Genomic DNA, 21,306 nt, shown 5'->3' on the forward strand with positions numbered 1-21,306 from the left:
GGTCTCGCTGCGCCTACGCGCAGATCCGAGGCGTGGCTGGAAGCTGGGTGGTGCCCGGTAACGTCGCCGTCCTTTGGCAGGATGAACTTCACAGCGACTTCCACCACGGCCGCTGTCTCGAGAACCATGAAGGAGGGGCGGAGTAAGCGTGAGCATTCTGCTGCGGGACGTCATCGACATTCCTGAACGCGTCGGCGCCGACGACTACGTGCTGCGTCTGACCGACAGCACCGACAACGACGCACACATCCGCGCCGCCGTCGACTCCTACGTGCTCACCGACTCGCTCAAAGACAACTTCGCGGCCGCGATCTCTCTCATCTCCGACGCGATCACCAAGAACACCTCCCGCGGCGCCTACCTCGCCGGGTCGTTCGGCTCCGGTAAATCGCACTTCATGGCGGTGCTCTACGCCCTCCTCGGCAATCACCCGGCGCTGCGCACCGAACGGTTCCGCGACCTCACCGACCGCTATGACGCCAGTATCGCCGGCAAGAAGATCCTCAGCCTCACTTACCACTTCCTCGGCACCAAGTCGATGGAAGAAGCGATCCTCCGCGGTTACGTCGACCAGATCCGCCGGCTCCATCCCGAAGCACCGCTGCCGGCTCTGCACGTGTCCGACACCCTCCTCGCCGACGCCGAGTACCTGCGCGAAAAGATGGGTGATGAGCGGTTCCTCTCCGGACTCGGCAACGACAGTGCGGACGGCGACGACGCGTGGGGCGGACTGGTGTCCGACACTTGGACCCTCGAGCGATACCGGGCGGGGCTCGTCGCCCGCGCGGAGAGCGAGGAGCGCAAGGAACTCGTCTCCGCGCTGGTGCGCAACTACTTCTCGTCGTTCCTCGAGCAAGCCGAATACGTCGACCTCGACCGCGGCCTGAGCGTCATCTCCGAGCACGCCAGAGAACTCGGCTACGACGCCGTGGTGCTGTTCCTCGACGAACTGATCCTCTGGCTGATCTTCTACGTGCGCAACAACGAGATCTTCAGCCGCGAATCGCAGAAGATCACCAAACTCGTCGAAGGCTCCGGCAACCCGCGCCCCATCCCGCTGGTCTCCTTCATCTCTCGGCAGATGGACCTGCGCAAGTGGCTCGCCGATGCGGGTGCCTCCGGCGCCGAACAGGACGCCACCGACCGCGCCCTGCAATACCAGCAGGGCCGGTTCCGCACCATCGAACTCGGCAACGACAACCTCGCCGAAGTCGCCAACATCCGTCTGCTGCAACCGAAGAACGCCGACGCCAAGCAGATCCTCGACGATGCGTTCCGCTCCGTCACCCGCAGCCCCGACGTATGGGACGTGCTGCGTGATTCGATGAACACCACCGAGGAGCATCGCGGCGCCTCCGAACAGGAATTCCGGCTCACCTACCCGTTCTCCCCGGCGCTGGTGGCCACGCTGCGCGAACTCGCCTCGGTGATGCAACGCGACCGCACCGCCCTGAAGGTGATGCAGCGCATGCTCGTCGAACGCCGCGACACCCTCACCACCGCCGACCTCATCCCCGTCGGCGACGCTTTCGGTCCCATCGTCGACGGTGATGAACCGATCGACGGTGTCGCGTCCACCCTGTTCAAAGCGGCCGACTCCCTCTACCACGACAAGCTGCTGCCGCTGCTGCTCACCCGCCATCAGGTGACCCAGGAGCAACTCGACACCGACCCCGACTCGGTGCCCGCCGGGTTCCGCGCCCACGACCGTATCGCCAAGACCCTGCTGCTGTCTGCGATCGCCCCGAAGGTGCCCGCGCTGCGCGACATCACCGCGTCCCGGCTCGCTGCGCTCAACCACGGCTCCATCAAGACCCGCATGAAGGGCGGGGAAGCCCGCGTCGTCCTCGGCGTGGTGCGCGAATGGTCCAAGGACGTCCCCGAGATCACCGTCTCCGAGGGCACCAACCCGATCATCCGGGTGCAACTGTCCAACGTCGACTACAACTCCGTCCTCGAACGCATCCGCGGCGAAGACAACACCGGCAAGCGCAAGGTGCTCATCCGCACCCTCGTCCACCAGGCGCTCGGTGTCGACACCAAACAGGACGACCTCGCCGGCGGCGCCACCCGCACCGTCATCTGGCGCGGTTCCCGCCGCGAAGTGGACGTGGTGTTCGGCAACGTCCGCGACGCCTCGTCGGTGCCCGAACAGAACTTCGACAACCGGCCCGGCACGTGGCGGCTCGTCGTCGACTACCCCTTCGACGAGGGGGAGTTCTCCGCGGCCGACGACATCGCCCGCATCGACCGACTCCTCGCGGGCGGCGACCGGCACACCATCGTGTGGCTGCCGAAGTTCTTCTCCGACGAAGCCAGACAAGACCTCGCGCTGCTCGTCAAGCTCGACTGGCTGTTCGGCGGCACCGGGGATCGCTGGCAGGAGAACACCGATCACCTGTCGCCCGCCGACCGGGCGCAGGCCCGAGGCATCCTCGAAAACCTCTACCGTGGAACGCTCAACGCCTTCCAACGCCTCCTCGAGCAGGCCTACGGTATCGAAGCACCCGACCCGAAATACTTCGTCGACGACCCCGGCCACACCGAGATCCTCGTTTCCCTCAGCAAGGACTTCAGCCCGAAACTGCCCACTGCGCTGAACCTGCGGGACGCCTTCGACAAGGTCGTCGACCAGGCATTCGCGGCGCTGTACCCGAACCATCCGCAATACCCCAGCCCGGGCGACGAGGTCACCACTCGTCACTACGAGATCGTGCGTGGTTTCGTCGAGGAGGCGGTCGCGGATCGTCAGGGTCGGGTACCTACCGCCGGCGCCGAACGCAAGGTTGCGCAGCGCATCGCCGCGCCGCTGAAGGTGGGCAAGGCGACCGAGGACCACTTCCTGTTCGGTGAAGACACCTTCGCGTACTGGGCCGGCGAACTCGACCGCGCGGCCGCCGAAGCGGACCGCGTCACCGTCGGCGCGCTCCAACATCGCATCGACGCCGTCAGCCCCGCATGGGGTCTGCGTCCCGAAGCCCGCGACCTGATCGTCGCCGCATGGGCGTTGCTGCGGAAACGCGCCTGGTTCGAGGCGGGCGCGCCCGTTCCGGCACCGCCGCTCGGTCGGATGCGCGAAAGCATCGAACTGCGCGCCGAGGAACTGCCCGAACAGGCAGCATGGGACGCCGCCCGCACCACCGCCACCTACCTGCTCGGCTACACCATCCCGCGTACCTTTCTCACCGGCGCGAACGTCGCCGACTTCGCACAACAGGTGCGAGCCAGGGCGGGGGAGAAGACCTCGGACCTGCGTCAGCTCGTCGACAGGCTCGCCGACGCCCACAGCGCCCTGAAGCTGGACGTCACCGACACCGACCGCATCAGCGTCGCCCGCGCGCTCGTCGACTACCTCGACACTCTCGCCTCCACCGCCGGCAACGTTGCGCTGATCGACCTGCTCGCCACCACACCGGTGCCGGGTTCCGCGGAATCCGCGGGGCGGATGCGGACCGAAGCCGCCCACGACGCCGCAGCGCTGCGGGGCTTCCAGTGGAGACTGATCGGAGCTTTGCTTGCCGGGGCCGAAACCGGCGGTGAGCGCGGAGAATCTGCGCGGGTGATCGTGAAGAAGCTCGAGGAGCTGATCACCACCCCCGGCGTCTCCCTGGCCGACGAACTCAACCGCACCGAGACCCGCGTGGTCGAGTGGGTGGTGAGCGAACGCGTCGACGACGATCCCGATGACGACGCTGACGACGAAGTCGACGACGACACTTCCGATGACGAGGTCGTCACGGACCCCGACGAGGTGATCCTCGACTACATCGTCGACATCGAGTCCGTCACCAAACGACTGCGTGCAGCCCACAAGAAGCACGGCAAGCGTCTGCACGTGAAGTGGTGGGTGGAGTGAACACCCTCACCGCCACTCGTCCGATCATCACCGCCAAGCTCGCGAAAGCCGTCGAAAAGCGTTACAAGAGCGGTGTTCTCGGTCTCCGCGCCGCGCCTGCGTGGGACGGCGGCACCTTTCACCACGACGGAACCCCGGTGACGGTCGTGCCGTGCCCGTCCACCCTCGCGGTGTGGGAAGCCCTCGAATCCCGCGCCGACGACCAGTGGCTCGTCATCCTCACCCCCGTTGACGACAAGGATCTCGGCGACGGGGTGCTGGCCCACCTCATCGACGGCCGGCTCCTCAGCCCCGACCCGTGGGACGCGCTGCGCTCGACGTTCGCGGCCACCACCATCGAACCCGCCCTCTACCGCGTACCCAACGACCGGGCATTGGCTCTCGGATTGCTCGCGGCGATTCCCACCGCCGCGATCACCCCCGCACCGGGTGGTGTGCTCACCCGCACGCACGTGATGTCCACCCTCGCGCGCGCCGTACTCGCGATCACCGACGATCCCGCCACCGAGATCGACACTTTGGCGATCCTCGAATGGAGCCGTCGTTCCGACGTGACCGACAACCTCGCCCGCCTCCGCGTAGACGGTGGCCCCGAGGTGATGAAGGCCGTCGCGGAGTGGCTTGCCGAACGAGCGGGAAGACTCGGCAAGTCCGTGGCAGCGCTGCTGCAGTCCCAGCGGATCACCGAGCTGGTGCCACTCGGACTTCTCGCCGGGCTGGTCACCGACCCCACCAGCACCCTCGAGCGGGGACTGTTCCTCGGCGAGTACGGACTCCGTCGCCTCGACATCGAGGACCTCGAAGCCTGGCACGACGACACCTCCGGGCTCGTCGTCGGCACCCTGATCGAACGGGAACGGCGGGCGGTCCTCGAATCCGCAGCCGCGCACGTGCGCGAATTGAACATCGAACATCTCGCCGAGCGGTCCGAACTGCTTCCCCAGGGACTCACCGCGCGCCTCGAGGAGCTCGCGAGGGCGATCGAGGTTGCCCTGCCCGGCGACGCCTCGTACGGACCGAAGCAGGGCGGCATCGACGGCGTTGAACTGGCATGGCAGCAGGTCCTGCAGCACATGTCGGCGCGCACCTCCACGTCCTGCCGAGCTGCCGAAGCGGCCGTGCGGTTACTACGGTGGCTCACCGTCGACACCCCCACCGCGGGCGGGCTCGACGTGCTCACCCGCCGGTACGTCGATGTGGACGGCTGGGTCGACGCCGCTCTCGTGACGGCGCATCGAGGTTCGGATCATCGGCGTCTGGCCGAGGCGATCACCCGGGTCATCGCCCTGGTCACCGCGCGCCGTCGCGGTCACGACCGCCGGTTCGCCACCGCTCTGGCAGACACGCCGCACCCCACCGGTGCGCTCGTCGAACAGTTGCTGCCGGCCGTGGTGCTGCCCCTGGCCAAATCGGCGCCCACGCTGCTGATCGTGGTCGACGCGCTGCCCGTCGCGGCCGCAACGGAACTTGCTGCGGCCGCTGCGGAAGTCGGTTGGACTGAGGCGGGTGTGCTCGGATCCTCCCGTCGGACGGGTGCGCTCGCAGTCCTGCCCACCCTCACCCAACGCAGCCGCTGCTCGCTGCTAGCCGGTGAGCTGCGGGAAGGAAGCGACGCGGCCGAGCGCACCGGCTTCCTAAAGCTGCTGCGTGATGCGAAGTTGGAGGCGGCCCCCGGGCGCACCGACCCGATCTTCCACAAAAAGGCACTCGACACCGTGCCCGCCGGTGCGGACCTGGCCACCGACGTCGCCAACGCCATCGCCGACACCACCGGCCGTCCACTCGTGGCCGCGGTTCTGAACTTCGTCGACGACACCCTTCACCACACCGACCCGGGTGGAACCGACTGGGACATCGACACCATCACCCACCTGCGCGCCCTCCTGCAGGCCGCGCAGCGGGCCGGTAGGGCGGTGATCATCACCTCCGACCACGGGCACATCATCGAGCGTCGCACCTCCGTCAAACGCAACCGGGTCACCGTGTACGGGCAGCGCGCGCACGGGGATCTCGACCGCGTGGAAGACGGCGAAATCCTGGTGCGTGGACCGCGGGTGCTCACCGAGAGCCGGGCCGTGGTGCTCGCCGTCGACGACGACATCCGCTACGGCCCCGTCAACGCCGGCTACCACGGCGGGGCCAGCCCCACGGAGGTGGTGGTGCCCGTGCTCGCCCTGCACACCGGCGAGTGTCCCGACACGCTCACCGCCCTCGATGCCGTCGAACCGCACTGGTGGCACAGCCCCGTCCGGATCGACATCCCCGAGGCGAGCTCCGCACCGGCTGTGAAGCAGGCGGCACCAACCTTGTTCGACAGCGACGAACCCGCCGCCCCCGACACCGGGACGGACGTGACCGCGCAGGTGCTCGCCACCACCGTCTTCGCCGATCAGATCCGTCTGGCAGGCCGGATCGTGGTGCGCGAAAACCAGATTCGCGCGTTGCTGGCCGCGTTGCTCGCGGCTCCCGCGCGGGAGGTGACCACCGCTCAGGCCGCGGCCCTCCTGGGACTGACCCCGAGTCGTGTCGGTGGTGCGCTGCTGCAGGTCAAGCGAGTGCTCGACGTCGAAGGTTACGAGGTGTTGCTGCTCGACAGTGGTGTCGTCGGACTCGACGAAGCGGCGCTGCGCGAACAGTTCGGGATCGAATCGTGAGCGCGGCGGTGTCGCCACGGAGGCGACGAGAGATCCTCGACGCGCTGCGACGCGGCACCGTCCCCGCGAACGGTCTCGACCAGCTCGCCGTCGGGCTTGGCCGGTTCGAATCCGAACTCGACGCCGAGCTCGAGGTGGTTGCCAGCGGGGGAGCGATGTTCAAGGCCGTGCGCGGCGACTACGGCTCCGGCAAGACGTTCTTCGCCCGCTGGCTCGCCGACCGCGCCACCAAACGCGGGTTCGCCGTCGCCGAGGTGCAGATCAACGAGATCGACACGCCGCTGCACAAGCTCGAAACTGTGTACCGGCGCAGCATCGAATCCCTGCGTACTGCCTCGATTCCGCCGTCCGCGCTGCGTCCGATCCTCGACGCGTGGCTGTTCACCATCGAGGACGACGCGACGCAGCAGGGCGCGAGTGTCGACGACCTGCTCGAACGTCGCCTCGCCGACGTCGCCGCGCGCGCACCGGTGTTTCCCATGGCGATTCGTGCCTACCGGCAGATGGTGGCCGAGGGGGACAACGACGGCGCCGACGGGCTGGTCGCGTGGCTCGGCGGCCAACCGCACGTCGCGGCGTCGGTCAAGCGCCGCGCCGGCATCAAGGGCGACCTCGATCATTTCCTGGCACTCGGCTTCCTACGCGGACTACTCGCGGTACTTGCCGACGCCGGCAACGCCGGTCTGCTGCTGGTGCTCGACGAGGTCGAGACGTTGCAGCGGGTGCGCTCCGACGCCCGCGCCAAAGCACTCAACGCGCTGCGCCAGTTGATCGACGAGATCCACGACGGGCATTTCCCGGGCCTGTATCTGCTGATCACCGGCACACCGGCGTTCTTCGAGGGTCGGCAGGGCATCCAGTTGCTGCCGCCGCTCGCCGACCGCCTGCACACCGACTTCTCCCGCGACCCGCGCTTCGACAACCCGCGCGCCCCGCAACTCAGGCTGACCGGCTTCGACCTGGATCGGCTCGTCGAGCTCGGTGGACGGGTGCGGGATCTGTTCTGTAGCGGAATCGACTCCGCCGAACGTGTGCGGGCGACCGCAGACGACGAGTTCCTCCGCCGCTTCGCCGGTGCGGTCGCCGGCAGTCTCGGCGGTCGCGTCGGGATCGCGCCGAGGTTGTTTCTGCGCAAACTCGTCGACGTCCTCGACGTGATCGAACTGCACCCGAACTTCGACCCGTACACCGATTACGAGATCAAGATCGGGGCATCCGAGTTGTCGGAGGCCGAACGGGAGGTCGTGTCGGCGGACGAAATCGAGTTGGACCTATGACTCGGCCCGCAATCCCGACTATCGCGCGTGCGCTCAACGATCCAGACCTCCGGGCGCGGCGGTGGGAAGAGGCGAGACGGGCACCGTCGGTTCTGGAACTGAACCGGCTGATCTGGCGCATCAGCAGTCGGGAACAATGCACCGATCGACTTCCGTACCTCGATCCGACCTACGGCGGTGTCGACGCGGACGTCATTCTGTTGCTCAAGGCACCCCAAGCCGACGCAGATCCGAGACGAGGAGCGGGTCGGTTGATCTCGCTCGACAACGACGACGAAGTGGCCGCGACACTATTCGAGATGTTCCGCGAACTCGGGATCGAGAGGCGTCGGTGTGTTGCGTGGAATATCTGCCCGTTCGAGATCCGCAAGTTCAATCCCGACGACGCCGAGCTGGCGAAAGGGAAGAAGTACTTCCGGTCCTTCACCGAACTGATACATTGCCCGCAAACCGTTCTGGTGCTGGGCAGCAAAGTTGGGGACGGGTGGAAGAAGCATTCGTTCGATGATGTAGTGCCTGGTGCGCACGTGGTCTTCGGCCCATCGCCGTCCCCTCCGCGAATCAACCGGCCCGGCGCTCGAGACGAACTCCGTGCTGCCCTGGTCGGAGCATTCGGTTGAAACGTCCGGTCACGGTGTGGCGGCAGGTGCGCGGCGATCGCCGTCGCGGATCTACTTGCGGCTGCGGACGACGGGCCGATGAACGAGTGGGTGTCTGGGTGCGACGGGCTATGCGTTCGCCAATCGCTGGACGGCTAGCTGGTTGAGAGAGACGTGACGTTCTGCAGCTTCGATTGCGAGACGTCGATGCAGCTCGGGGGAGGTGCGAACGTAGATGGTACCGCTGTAGGAACGTTCGGCGAAGGGTTGCGGCACGGTTTCGCCGTTGGTGATCATATCGCCGATCACACTCTCGACGAGACGGACAAGGCCGGCCAATGCTTCGCTCTGATCGCTTTCGAGCCACGACAACCCCGGGAACTCCAGCACGGTGGCCACGTACTCGTCGTCGTCCGGCGACCACTGAACTCGGTAGCTGTAGTGACGTGCGTCCGGTCGGCTCATGACTCCTCTTCCATCTTCTCGATCGCTGCCAACACCTGTTTGACCTGGTACGGCTTGGCCTCCCCGTTCTTGCCGCGCTGGATGTTCACGCGTGGATCGCCCGGCCACGGTGTTCGAAACACGGCGTGACTACCCCCATCGTGGCGAGGTGGCCCGAAGACTTCCACACACAACCGATGCAGATCCTCGTAGCGGACGTTCCGGGGATTTTGGGCGATCCTCGATCGAAGCTTCTCTGCTTTCGACACCTCTCAAGGCTAGCGTATGCGCTAGCGCCACGCGGGAGTGAAGTTGCTGTTGACAGCCCTGACGCGAATGATCGACGAGTGTCCCCGAACCCGCATGTGATCGAGCGATTCGATTCATGACCGACAGCGCATTCACCCTCCTCCATCCCGGCGTGCAGTACCACCTCGTCAACACGCTGCGTTGGGACGGCCTTCGCCCCACTCAAGCTGTCGCCGTCGAACCGATCCTCGCGGGCGAGGACGCCCTCGTCCTCGCCCCGACCGCGGGAGGCAAGACCGAGGCGGCGGCTTTCCCGCTGCTCTCGGCGATGGCCGAGCACGATTGGCAGGGCACGTCGGTGCTCTACGTGTGCCCGCTGCGGGCACTGCTCAACAACCTCCAACCACGCATGCACACTTACGCCCAGTGGCTCGGCCGCACCGCCGCCGTGTGGCACGGGGACGTCGGCCAGTCCGCGCGACAGCAGATCCTGCGGGACCGCCCCGACATCCTGCTCACCACACCGGAATCGCTCGAGGCGATGCTGGTGTCCACCAAAGTCGACCCGCGCGTGCTGTTCGCAGGGCTACGAGCCGTCGTCGTCGACGAGGTTCACGCGTTCGCCGGCGACGACCGGGGCTGGCACCTCCTCGCCGTGCTGGAACGGCTCGCGCGCATCGCCGGCCGTCCCCTGCAGCGCATCGGGCTGTCGGCGACGGTCGGCAATCCCGACGAGCTACTGCAATGGTTGCAGGGTGGGACTCCGGGCCGGCCTCGTCGCGTAGTCAACCCAGCAGTTCCCGCTGCGGCCACGCCACCTGAGATCACCGTCGACTACGTCGGCTCGATCGACAACGCCGCCAAAGTCATCGCTGCCCTGCACCAGGGCGAGAAGCGCTTGGTGTTCGTCGACTCGCGACGCCGCGCCGAAGAACTCGGTGCGGCCCTGCGCGAACGGGGAGTGACCACCTTCCTGTCGCACTCGTCGCTCTCGGCTGCCGAGCGGCGCCGGTCCGAAACGGCGTTCGCCGAGGCACGGGATACGGTGATCGTCGCGACCTCGACCCTCGAACTCGGTATCGACGTCGGCGACCTCGACCGCGTCATCCAGATCGGTTCGCCACGCACCGTCGCATCGTTCCTTCAGCGTCTCGGCCGCACCGGACGCCGCCCAGGCACCACGCGCAACTGTCTGTTCCTCGGCGTCGACGACGAACAGGTACTGCTCACCCTGGGCATGCTCGAATGCTGGTCGCGCGGATGGGTGGAGCCGATTGTCGCACCCCCGTCCCCGCGGCACATCGCGGCGCAACAGATGCTGGCGCTGTGCCTGCAGGAACACCGACTCGGAGAGAGGAGCTGGCGGGACTGGTGGGGTTCTCTGCCGATCTTCGACGAGCACGCCGACGAGATCATGGCGTTCCTCCGCGCGCAGGGCTTCTTCGAGCGCGACGGGAGCTTCCTGCACATCGGACCCGAGGCCGAGCGCCGATTCGGACGGCGATACTTCTCGGACCTGACGGCCGTCTTCAGCGCCCCTCCCGAGTTCACCGTGCTGGCCGGACGCAACGAGGTCGGCACCGTGGGCACCGATCTGCTGGTCGAAGAGGTCGACGGCCCCCGCGTGCTGTTGCTCGGTGGTCGCTCGTGGAGGGTGACTCATATCGATTGGCAACGGCGCCGGTGTTTCGTCGAACCCGTGGACGGCGGCGGGAAGGCCAAGTGGTCCGGCACAGGCGGTGGGGTGTCCTACGACATCACACAGGGCATGCGCGCAGTGCTGCTCGGCACCGTACCTGCAGGAGTGACACTGACCCGACGCGCGGAAACGGTGCTTGCCGAACTACGGCAGGGCTACGCCGACAGCGTTGATCCGGATGCCTCCGTGCTCACGATGCCGACTGAGGGCTCGGGTCGGTGGTGGACCTGGGCAGGAACCGCGGCCAACCGCACTTTGCAGGCGTCGCTTCCGACGCTGGTCGATCCCCGTCAGCGGGTCGACGAGAAGTCCTTGCGTCTCCTTCCGAACATCACCCCGGCAAACGTGAGTGTGGCTCTGGCCGATCCTCGTTGGACCTTCCCACACGTCGCGCAGAGCGCCGTGGCCGGACTGAAGTTCTCCTCCGCACTACCACCGGGACTCGCCGAGGAAACCCTGGCAGTGCGGCTCGCGGACGAACCGCATGCCCGAGCAGTCATTGCGACGTGTCGCCGGATCCATCGGACCGACCACGACGACTAAGTGTATGAGGCCATGACGTTGGTGACACCGGCGCGGAGCTTGCTCGCGGGCGGTCGGTCGCCGACGGCAGTGTGGGGTCGATGGTAGTTGTAGTGCACGTTCCACACGTGCAGGGCCTCCGATCGTTGCTGTTCGCTGGTCCAGGTGCGGGCGTAGAGGAACTCTTCGGCCAGGATCCGGTTGTAGCGCTCGACCTTGCCGTTGTGCCGTGGGGTGTACGGGGTGATTCGCTGATGCCGAGCCCCGTGCAGCACCTTCGCGAAGTCCTTCGCGCGGTAGCAGGACCCGTTGTCGGTCACGATGCGGTGGATGTGGCCGATGCCGTGAGCGGCGAAGAACACCCGGGCCCGGTGCACGAACCCGATTGCGGTCGAAGCTTTCTCGTCGGGCAACGCTTCGGTATACGCCAGGCGGGAGAACCCGTCCACAGCCGAATGCAGGTACACGTAGCCGGCGCGGGCCCCGGCAGCCTTGGCGCGTTCGACCCTCTTGGCGTGCTCGCTGCCGCGACCGTGCACGCGCCAGCCGCCGCCATCGGGGATCCGACCGACCTTCTTGATGTCGACGTGCACCATGTGGCCGGGCCAATGCGCGACGATCCGCCGGGGTTCGCGGTTGCTGTCTCCGGTCGGGTCGAGGAACCTGCGTCGGTTCAGACCGAGGTGCGCCAGGTGCCGGCTGACGGTGCGCACCGAGATCGGGCACCCGTCGGTGGCCAGTTCGAGGGCGATGCGCCGTGCCGACCACTTCTTCTCACGCCGTAGCTGCTCGATCCGGACCACCACCTCGGCGGCGGTGGTGGTGGGTTGGTGGTGCGGCACGCTGGGGCGATCGAGCAGACCCAACTCACCGAACTGCCGGTGGCGGTGTGCCCATTTGCTGGCACAAGCGCGGGAGATGCCCATCTCGGCGGCGACGTGGGAGATCGGACGGGTCTGACACCGCTGCACGAGACGGCGGCGACCCTCGACGGACAGCGGGGCGTTACGGTGGAGCACGGACGGGTTCTTCCTGTTGGCGGATGCGTTGGTGGTACTTCTCATCCTGCCGCGGAAGACCCGTCCGCTTCGCTCAGCCCCCGCCTGGCCTGGTGTCTACAACGTCATGACCCGCAACAGCTAACCGAGGGCTGATGTGTCCCAGACGGTAGCGTCGCCGTAATAGACGAACAGCAAGGTTGAGTGCCGTCGTTCGGACCGTCCTCCGTCTCGGCCGCCTCGCCGCTGAACGGCGAGTGAATTGTGCCGAGATAGTTGAATTTGATTTCTGGAAGGGGCATCGACGGTTCCTCTTCGATTGCTCTTGTCTTGCTTGGGTGGGCCTTTGGTCTACCGGTCGGAGCTCCGCCTCTGGTGGCCTGACGCGGTCATGCTAGTTGGACGCAGCGGCTGCACTCGAACGGTCTACGCGATCGTGTGGTCAGCATCAGGTAGTTTGCGGTGAACTGCATGCGTGTTCGACGGAGTTCGGAGGTCAAGATGGTCCGTGCGCGCCGAGCCGGGGTCCATTTGCATACCGGTGCTCCCGCGAGCAAAGCACGTACGCCCGTGTGGGGTGCCCGGGACATCAAGAGTGCCGTCGTCGATCCGGATGCACCCCGAAAAAGTGCACCGCGAGCGCGGCCCGCGAAGTGCAGTTGGTGCGGTTCGCCGAACGCTCGTGCCGGATCCAATCCCAAACGCTGCAAACGTTGCGTCAGACATGAAAGCACCATCGCTACAGCGGAGAAGTATCTGGCCTCCAAGGGGCTGCGTCCGCTCAGTGGTTCCTTCGCTTCGGACAGCCCAGAAGAGGAACAACACCGCAGAGCCGCTGCGAAGGCACGTACCGCACTCAACAATGTGCGTCGACAACCGTCGAAGAAGAACTCCGGCAAGACCCCTGAGAAGTCTTGCTCAAGTCAACCCGACGCCAAGCGTACCGCCAAGGTGCCGGCGACCACCGGCGTGACACCCAAGAAGAAGCCGAAGAGGAAGACGAAGACTACAGGGAATGCGGCGATACCCGATCCGACTGTCGACCGACGAATTCTCGCATCGGTGCAGTTGCGCATTCGAGACGAAAAGAAACAAGGCTACGACCAAACGTCGAGCGGTCGAGCGCGCCTTGCCGAACTCCGCGAAATGGAACGCAGATTGCAGCGCCGTCTTGCGAACCGAGGTGATATTCCCGACGTGACGTATCGACACTGAGGAATGTACAAAGTGTGCTGACCGTCGTCGCTGTGTACCGCTGCCGTCAAGGTTCTTCCTGGTCATCCGTGATGCACGATGTCGCGCCGCACAACCGGTACGTCTTTCCTTACCGGCTTTGGGGGAGGGGTGCCACTGGTTCCGCCAGCGGCCACGCACCACCGATCGCGTTACTCGCGGCCCGTGGGCGCCGGTGGATCGGTCCTGCGGACCGGCACGACAATTGCTCGAGAGTGCGGAGCTCGTCCGAATTCGGAAGCCATTGTGCCCCAAGGTGTCCGAGACGATCCCACACTTGTCGCCGTAGCTCCCAGTGAGTGCGGACAGGAGTGCCTTTACGTACCGGTCGGTCAGCTCCTCGGCGTCCACGTCGCCTTTGATTCGAGAGCGCGCAGCGCCGACGACCGGGTGGCGACGAACGATATGTGGCGTAGTCGGGAGGCCCGCCCCGATGTCGGCGGCCACCGGTCCGCGACGCGCCACAATGGCACCGGAAGAATCCGAGCGCAGCGGAACCATGTGAAAAACCGAATATCAACTCGTCTCGATACCTGTCCGGCTCCCACAGCCCAGAGACAAAACCAGCCCGACGCACCGGAGCAGAGGTGGACACGCCGACTCCCCGCACTGAACGGGGAGCGCCCGCACCCCTACGCGAACTCGAGCGCCCCCTCCACCGGCGCCGGCACCCGCCGCGTGCCCGGCGACCCCAGGGCGGCGGCCAGATCCGACCCGTCGTGCTCGGCGAGCAACCCGCCCTCCGACCACACCAGCAGCGTCGCCCCGACCGTGTGCTCGGCCACCGAATGCGCCAGATCGTAGTGCGCGCACGCCGGCACCCCGGCATAGGTGATCCACAGGTCGTAGCCGGTCATGAACAGATCCAGATCGAACTGCACACTCAACCCCAGCAACTCCGCCCGCCCGTTGTCGTCCACCCCGGCGAACGCCTCGTCCAACGCCAGCAACCGCGGCGCCTGCGGATCCGCCGAATCCAGCATCACGTGCGCCGCCGCGAACAACGGCAGATGCAGCGACACCGACTGCTCACCCCCCGACAACGCCGAATGCCGCGCCACCGTCAACCGATCCTCCGCGCCGTCCGCCCCGATCAACCCGAACGAGAACACCCGCCACCGCCGGTAGTCCAGCGTCGTCGCCAGGATCTCCGGATACGACCGCTCCGGATGCGCCGCCCGCTCCGCCCGGATCCGCGCCGCGAAATGCGCCCGCACCCGCGCCAGCTCCTCCGGCCCCAGCGCCGAGACCTCCCGATCCAGCAGCCGGCACACCGCCCGTGCCTGATCGTCGAGATGATCGGCCAGCACCCACCGCACGCCCACCGTCGTCCCCGACGACATGCGCCGCTGCCGCATCTCCGCCCCCATCCGGGCGATCAGCTCCCGCGCGTCCTCGGTGCGCTCGTGGATCTGCTGCGCCAAGCCCGCCAACAGCGCATCCTCGAGGATGCGCCGCTCCGCGTCGGTCAACAGCAGCTCCTGCTCCCGCCGCGCCGCCCCGATCCGCACCGCGAACTCCGCCACCGACGAGAACCCCTGCTCGTCCTGCACCCGCACCACCGTCAACCCCTCCGGCGCATCCCACTGCAGCCGATAGTCCTGACCAGCCGCGGCGAGCTGACCGTCGAACTCCTGCAACGCCGCCGTCAACGCCGACCGAGCCGCCTTGCGGGCTCCGTCCCCGCCCTTGACCGTCGCCGTCGCCGCCGACAACGCCGCGTACAGCGCCCCCACCGCCGCGGGCACCGCAGGCACATCCCCGTCCGCCCGGGCGAGCCGAGCCACCACCTGCTCCGGCGCCGGCCACTCCACTGCCGCCGACGGCCACCGCAGCTCCTCCGAGATCCCCAGCAGCGCCAGCACATCTGGCCGCGCATACGGCGCCAGCTGCGCCGCATCAATCCCCGTCTCGGTCAGCGCCGACCGCAGCGCCTGCTCCGCCGCGGCATGTGCCGCCTCCGCCTTCCCGAGCTGTTCGACCGCGTCGTCGTGCGCGCGGCGCGCGGCGCGTTGCTCCGTCCGCGCCGCCTCGATCCGTTCGCGGGCCTGTGCGAGTTGCGCGTCGATCTGCTGCGCGTCGGCGCCCAACGCCTCACGCAGTGTCGCCAGCCGCTGCTGCTGTTGCCGCAGCGACTCCTCGGCCGTGACCGCCCGTTCGGCGGACGCACCGGCCGCCGCCCGGGTGTCCTCGCGCCGCACCTGCGCCTCCCGTGCGCGCTCGGCCGCCGCGACCCGCTCGCGCCGGGTGCGCAACACCGCCTGGCCCTGCGACTCGAAGAACCGGATCGCCGCCGCCAGCTGCTCGAGCTCGCGGGTCGTGTGCGGCGCCCGGTGCCGGGCCGCCACCGACCGCACCTGCCGCTCCTTCACGGAGCATTCGGCGATCACCTGATCGAGGTCCCGGTCGGCCGCGGCCGCCGCCTCCCCGGCGGTGCGCAGCGCCCCCGCACACTCGCTGACCTTCCGCAATGCCGCGAGCACCGCGCCGGTGCGCGGCACCGCCGAGGCGGCCCGATCCAGCCGCGCCAGCCGTTCGCCGACCGCCACCCGCGCCGACTCCGCGTCCGCCATCCGCGCCCGCCCCGCGGCGATCTCCGCCTCGAGCTCGGACGATCGTAGGTGCCGGCGACGGGCCCGCGCGGTCGCCCCGATGTACTCGGCCTGCGCCTTGGTGTGCCGACCCAGCTGCACCCCCTGGCGGTAGCCACCGCGCTCGTCGACGGCCGGGCCGGTCTCGTCCGTCACCGCATCCGGCACCGCGACGGACGCCAGCACCTCCCGCACCCGCTCGGCCGGCACCCCGGTGTCCGGTTCCACGACCAGCACGTCGGCCAGCGTCCGGCCCGCGGGCCGCTGCGCCGGCGGCGCCGGCACCAGCACCGCGGCCCCCGCGGGCGCGTCCTCTGCTGCGCCGCACACCCAGCCCGTCAACAGGTTCGCCGCCTCCAGCGCAGCCTCGAGTCCCGCGGCCGCCTCGGCGCTCACCGCGTCCGCGAACCGCACCAGCCGCCACAGCGGCGCTCCCGACGTGCCGGTCGGTGCGGTCGACGCAGGGAACGCCGGGGGAGCGTCGTCGCGCTCGGCCTCGATCATGTCCCGCTCGGCCTGCAGCAGCGCGATCCGCTCCTGCTCGTCTGCGATTTCCGCGTCGAGGCCGCGGCGGCGGAACCGCAACTCCTCGACCATCGGCGCCGTGTGCTCGGCTAGCACCGCCGCCGGCGTCGCCGCCTCGTCGCCACCGGCCGCTGCGATCGCCGCCCCCAGCGCCTTGAACAGCTCCTCCGGTCCGTCGACTGCCGACCACGCATCCCGATGACCGGTCCACCACTCCCGCAACAGGTTCGACGCCTCCGCGCGGGCCGCATCCACCGCCGCGTCCGCCGCGTCCACCGCCATCCGGGCCGACTCGAGCTGCGCGCGGGCGCGCTCGGCCGCCGCTTCCGCCCGCACCCGCGCCGCCGACGCCCCTTCGGCGGCCGCCACCGCGGTCCGCACCGCTCGCACATCCGCGGCCCGTTCCTCCGCGCACGCGGCGACCCTCGCTGCGATCTGTTCACCGCGGGTGTCCTCGGCCGGCACCGTCCACTCGATGCCCGCATCGCGCGCCGCCGCGGCGAGCGCGTCCTCGGCGCGGTGCGCGGCGGCCGCCGCATCCACGGCCGCCTCCGCGGCCCGTCGCGCTTCCTCCTCGCGTTGTGCCAGCTCCGTCTGCGCGCGCTGTGCCTGCTCTGCCTGCCCGGCCGTGGTGCGCTCGAGATCCGCCACCACCTGCGCCAGATCGTCGAGCTGCTGCTTGCCCTCGTACGCGCTCGACCGCTGCAGCGCCTCGAGCGTCGCGCGGGCCTGCTCGAGGTCCCGCTCGGCGACCTCGAGCCGCTCGAGGGTCAGCGCCCGCTCCGCACCGGCCCGATCGAACGCCGCCACCGACGCCGTCCACTCCGAGGTGCCGGCGTCGACCGCCGCCAGCCGGGCCCCGAGCCGGTCGACGTCGGCGCGAGCCTGCTGACCCAGGTAGGTCGTATACACCGCGACGAACCGCTGCGCCGCGTCGTCCGCCGCCGCCAACGATTCCAGCGTGCGGGACACCTCCTCCATGTCAGCGAACGACCGCGCCGCCTCGAGCACCAGCTGCTCGTCGAGCGGCCGCAACCCGTCGGTCAGCGCCTGCGACAACCCCTTCGGATCCAGATTCTTGGCCAGCTGCGGCCGGCGCAGCGTCAGGATCAGGTTGATCAGCTGCTCGTAACGCTCGATCCCGAGCCCGAACAACCGCGCGTCGATCGCCGCCCGGTAGTCCACCGGCCGGTCCGTGACCGCATCGGCACCGACCTCCTCGATCAGCTGCCGCCGCGTCAGCGGACGATCGGCCTCGTCGAGCAGCGAGAAATCCACACCGACCCGGCCGTCGACGACGAAGTACCACCGCGTGACCTTGTCGTTGCCGCGCGCCGCGCGCATCCCGACCCCCACGGTCACCGCTTCCGGATCGTCCCGGCGCCCGCGGCAGAACTCCATCCACACATACGAATACGCACTGTCCTGCCCCTGATACAGCAGGTTGGACCGCATCGTGCGCTCCTCGCCGGCGAACGGATTCAGCCGTCGCGGCTCGATGCGTCCGTCGAAGACGAACGGGAACAGCACCTCGAGCGCCTTGGTCTTGCCCGACCCGTTGGGTCCCCGCAGCACCAGCCGACCGTCCGCGAAGGAGAACTCCTGATCCCGGTAGTCCCACAGGTTGATGATCCCGGCACGTGTGGGCCGGAAACGGGCACTGCTCACGACATCTCCGCTTCGTTCGAATCCTCGCCGGCCAGTGCGAGACGCGGGTCGCGTTCGCGCACCGTCACCACCACCCCCCGGAACCGGGCCAGCGCCGGCAACGCCAGCACCCCGCCGGGCACCCGGGCCACCAGCCGTTGCCGCTCCAACACCGTCAGCGCCGCCTCGAGCAGGCCGGCCGGATCGGCCTGCCATTGCGCGGCGAAGGTACGGCCGAACTCGTCGGCCAGCTTCGCCGCCGTCTCCGCCAGCCAACTGTCCTCGACCAGCGGATGCGTCGGCGCCGGCTGCGGCACCGGCGGCGCCTCCGCCGGAGCCGCGTCACCCGCCAGGGACGCGAACACCCCGGCCGCCGGGATCGCGGCGTCCAATCCCGCCTCGAGCTCCGCCTCCGGGTCCGCCGGCCTCGGCCACCGCACCGGTTCCGACCCCGGCTCCGACACCCGCGCGCAGATCTCCCCAGCCAGCAACAACGCCACCTGCGGAACCGTCCCCACCCCCGGAAAACGCAGATCCGACATCCGCCCCGACGAGTCCACCAGCGCGACGCCCTCCGCGCGGCGCTCGGCCACCAGCCCCGTCACTAGCTCGATCCCCGCGGTCGTGCGCGGCAGCGCCAGCTGCAGCCGCTCCTCGTCGTCGAGTTCCTCGGCGTACACCACCGGCCGCTGCACCAGCGCCCGGCGCACCCGCCGCGCCACCTCCGCGGTGCCCACGCTCCGGCCGCCGTCGCGGCGGTCACCGGCGGTGAGCAGGCCCCGCACCGAGTGCAGGTGCTGCAGCGCGCGCGGCGGCCGGAACAGCGCCGCCACCACGGGCCGGTCGATGTCGTAGAGGGCCTCACCCCGGTCCGGGTCCGACACCCAGCCGCCGGCGTCGCCGTCCGCCAGCGCGATCGCCCCTCGCGCCGCCAGCCACGCCACCGCGTCGACGAACGCGTCCCGGTCCGTCGCCCGCTCGGGAGCCAGTTCGACCCCGGGCACCTGCCCGGCCTCGGACGCGACCTGCTCGGCCAGCTCCGACAGGGTGATCTGCCCACCCGCGCGTCCCAGCGCCGCCAGCGCCAGCGCCAGATATGCGTACCGGCGACGGTCGAAGGGCCGGTCGGTCACCGAGCGCGCGCCGCCCCCGGGATCGAGCCGGTCGGCGACGGTGAACAACCGTGCGGTCGTCTCGGTCACCTCGAGCCGGTACCCGAACAACTCGAGCAGGTCCTCGCGCAGCTCCGTCGCCCACCGGCGCAGCAGCGGCAGCGCGGCCCGGTCGGGGTACCGGGTGGTCACCAGGTGGTGCGACAGGATCAGCCGCGCCGCCCGCTGATAGGAATCCCGGTCGAGCGGCGAGATCCGCCGGGCTCTCACTGCACGCTCACCCGCAGCCCGTCCAGATGCAGCCGGCCGCGCGCCGTCCGGACCACGGTGCCCTCCGGGGCCGGGCTCAGCGTCAGCCGTACCCCGTTCTGGGTGCCCGTCGCACCCGGCACGGTGCCGCTGACCGGAACCCGCGCCGACAGCGCCGCGTCGAGCAGACCCAACAGCACCTCGGTCTCCGGCTCGGACAACTCCCGCTCGTCCACGCCGCCCGCCGCGAGGGCGCGTGCCGCCTCGGCGCGCGCCCGCTGCGTCGCCAACTGCCGCTCTCGCAACCGCCGGATCCCGGATTCGTTGCGCTGCACCCGCGCCGGTGCTCCCGCGGACGGGGTGCGCCCGGTCTCGGCCAGCGTCCGGGCGATCGGCACGGGTGGCGCGTCCCACCACGACGTTGTCACCGGGACTGTCTCCGGGTCGGGATGCACGACGGAGAAGTGCCGCGGGCGGCCCAGGTCGAACACCGCGTCGAACAGCGCGTGCGCCGACCGCTCGTCCGGCGCGGCCGCGAACCAGCCGGCCAGGTGCCGCAGTTGCGATTCCCGGCTCACCCCGCCGCGTCGGGTCTCCGTCAATCGCCGCAGCAGCGCCAGCACCGCCGCGATCGCGCTCATCGTGCCCTCCCGTAGCCGCTCCGACTCGCTCGGCACGTCGGCGGCGCCGACGAACCACCGTTCGAGGCCGCGCCACCGGGCCCGCCAGTCCGCGTGCCGCTCGGGCACGGGCATCAGCACCCGCTCGTCGTGCGCGGCGGCGAACCCCAGCATGCGGTCGATCCCGGTCTCCCGCACCCGCGCCAGCGCCGCCGCCAGTTTGGGTCCGTAGCGGGCCAGGTCGGTGCTGAACTCCCGCATGTGGGCCAGCACCGCATCCTTGTGCGCCAGGAACGATTCGGGTGTGACCTCGGTGGTGCGCACCAGGTCGCCGAGCATCAGGTAGAACCCCGCCGCGCGCTCGGCCATGTCCGACAACGTCGTGTCCAGGCGCGACAGTTTGCGGTAGACGAGCTCGCCGTCCCCGGCCTCGTTCGCCGCCGCCAGCTCGGTCAGGTCGGCCAGCAGATCCGCCAGCGCGAGACGCGACAGCGACGCGTCCTCGCCGCGCGCGCTCAGCACCTCCTCCACGGCGCGGAAGGCGTGGTAGCCGGCGCGGCCGAACTGATACACGTAGTGCCGGTTGCGGTACTCGGCCAGCGACGCCGCCCGGGTGCCGTCGTAGCTGCGTTCGAGCACCCCCCAGGCGTGCAGCTGCTCGAGCAGGGGCGCCACGTCCTGGGCGGACAGTGCCGCCGCCGGATCCGTCGAGCCGGTCCGCTCGAGTATCGCCCCGACCTCGGCGGCGTGCAGCAGCACGACGTAGTTGGCCCGAGCGATATCGAAAGCCCGCAGTACCCAGAGGTATTCGGCCCGCTTCTCGGCCGTGGCGAACGAGAACAACCGGAGCCGGTCGTCGGCCACTCCGGACCCCGGTTCGGTGTGCCCGACGGGCGGTTGCGTTTCGTTCACCGTGACAGGGTAGGCGGGGACGGCTCCCGGGCCGCGTAACCCCCGGTGCCGTGCCTGCCACACCGGCGACAGGGGAGGGGAGACCGGCCGACGACAGTCGCCGGTGACCGTGGTCGGCC

Annotated in this window: 12 protein-coding genes; 6 read left to right on the plus strand and 6 right to left on the minus strand. The window is 69.1% G+C overall.

Annotation, left to right across the window (positions count from 1 at the left end; translation table 11 throughout):
* The first annotated feature begins 148 nt into the window (after positions 1-148).
* The 4 genes from ACM26Y_RS12700 to ACM26Y_RS12715 are packed head-to-tail and all read left to right on the plus strand — an operon-like array spanning position 149 to position 8,407.
* Positions 149-3,856, plus strand: a complete 3,708-nt coding sequence (locus ACM26Y_RS12700) for a DUF6079 family protein (protein WP_416063574.1) — start codon at positions 149-151, stop codon at positions 3,854-3,856.
* Positions 3,853-6,510, plus strand: a complete 2,658-nt coding sequence (gene pglZ, locus ACM26Y_RS12705) for a BREX-2 system phosphatase PglZ (protein ID WP_416063575.1) — start codon at positions 3,853-3,855, stop codon at positions 6,508-6,510. The genes ACM26Y_RS12700 and pglZ overlap by 4 nt, the downstream gene beginning before the upstream one ends.
* Positions 6,507-7,787: a BREX system ATP-binding protein BrxD gene (gene brxD / locus ACM26Y_RS12710; protein ID WP_416063576.1), complete on the plus strand. Its 1,281-nt coding sequence runs from the start codon at positions 6,507-6,509 to the stop codon at positions 7,785-7,787. The genes pglZ and brxD overlap by 4 nt, the downstream gene beginning before the upstream one ends.
* On the plus strand, positions 7,784-8,407 hold the full coding sequence (locus ACM26Y_RS12715) for a hypothetical protein (protein ID WP_416063577.1): 624 nt from the start codon (positions 7,784-7,786) through the stop codon (positions 8,405-8,407). The genes brxD and ACM26Y_RS12715 overlap by 4 nt, the downstream gene beginning before the upstream one ends.
* A 108-nt stretch (positions 8,408-8,515) precedes the next feature.
* Here the strand turns inward: ACM26Y_RS12715 and ACM26Y_RS12720 are convergent, their stop codons facing one another.
* Both ACM26Y_RS12720 and ACM26Y_RS12725 read right to left on the minus strand, forming a co-directional pair.
* Positions 8,516-8,851, minus strand: coding sequence for a type II toxin-antitoxin system HicB family antitoxin (locus ACM26Y_RS12720; RefSeq protein ID WP_003934890.1), 336 nt, complete (start codon positions 8,849-8,851; stop codon positions 8,516-8,518).
* Complete coding sequence (locus tag ACM26Y_RS12725; RefSeq protein ID WP_037216603.1) at positions 8,848-9,099, minus strand: toxin HicA; 252 nt, start codon at positions 9,097-9,099, stop codon at positions 8,848-8,850. The genes ACM26Y_RS12720 and ACM26Y_RS12725 overlap by 4 nt, the downstream gene beginning before the upstream one ends.
* A 116-nt stretch (positions 9,100-9,215) precedes the next feature.
* On the opposite strand from ACM26Y_RS12725, the gene ACM26Y_RS12730 reads away from it, so the two are divergent.
* On the plus strand, positions 9,216-11,321 hold the full coding sequence (locus tag ACM26Y_RS12730; protein ID WP_416063578.1) for a DEAD/DEAH box helicase: 2,106 nt from the start codon (positions 9,216-9,218) through the stop codon (positions 11,319-11,321).
* Here the strand turns inward: ACM26Y_RS12730 and ACM26Y_RS12735 are convergent.
* On the minus strand, positions 11,318-12,319 hold the full coding sequence (locus ACM26Y_RS12735; RefSeq protein ID WP_416063579.1) for an IS481 family transposase: 1,002 nt from the start codon (positions 12,317-12,319) through the stop codon (positions 11,318-11,320). The two genes, ACM26Y_RS12730 and ACM26Y_RS12735, sit on opposite strands and share 4 nt — an antisense overlap.
* A 549-nt stretch (positions 12,320-12,868) precedes the next feature.
* On the opposite strand from ACM26Y_RS12735, the gene ACM26Y_RS12740 reads away from it, so the two are divergent.
* Positions 12,869-13,513, plus strand: coding sequence for a hypothetical protein (locus ACM26Y_RS12740; protein ID WP_416063580.1), 645 nt, complete (start codon positions 12,869-12,871; stop codon positions 13,511-13,513).
* 650 nt (positions 13,514-14,163) lie between these two features.
* On the opposite strand, the gene ACM26Y_RS12745 is transcribed toward ACM26Y_RS12740, so the two are convergent.
* Genes ACM26Y_RS12745 through ACM26Y_RS12755 form a run of 3 tightly spaced genes read right to left on the minus strand, consistent with a single transcriptional unit; the run spans position 14,164 to position 21,139 of the window.
* Positions 14,164-18,315, minus strand: coding sequence for a TIGR02680 family protein (locus ACM26Y_RS12745; RefSeq protein ID WP_416063581.1), 4,152 nt, complete (start codon positions 18,313-18,315; stop codon positions 14,164-14,166).
* Complete coding sequence (locus ACM26Y_RS12750; RefSeq protein WP_416063582.1) at positions 18,312-19,676, minus strand: TIGR02678 family protein; 1,365 nt, start codon at positions 19,674-19,676, stop codon at positions 18,312-18,314. The genes ACM26Y_RS12745 and ACM26Y_RS12750 overlap by 4 nt, the downstream gene beginning before the upstream one ends.
* The gene (locus ACM26Y_RS12755; RefSeq protein ID WP_416063664.1) at positions 19,673-21,139 is read right to left on the minus strand and encodes a TIGR02677 family protein; all 1,467 of its coding nucleotides are present in this window, start codon (positions 21,137-21,139) and stop codon (positions 19,673-19,675) included. Before ACM26Y_RS12755 ends, ACM26Y_RS12750 begins: the two co-directional genes overlap by 4 nt.
* Positions 21,140-21,306 lie beyond the last annotated feature (167 nt).

The sequence above is a fragment of the Rhodococcus indonesiensis genome (genome assembly GCF_047782815.1).
In the GTDB taxonomy this organism is placed as follows: Bacteria; Actinomycetota; Actinomycetes; order Mycobacteriales; family Mycobacteriaceae; genus Rhodococcus; species Rhodococcus indonesiensis.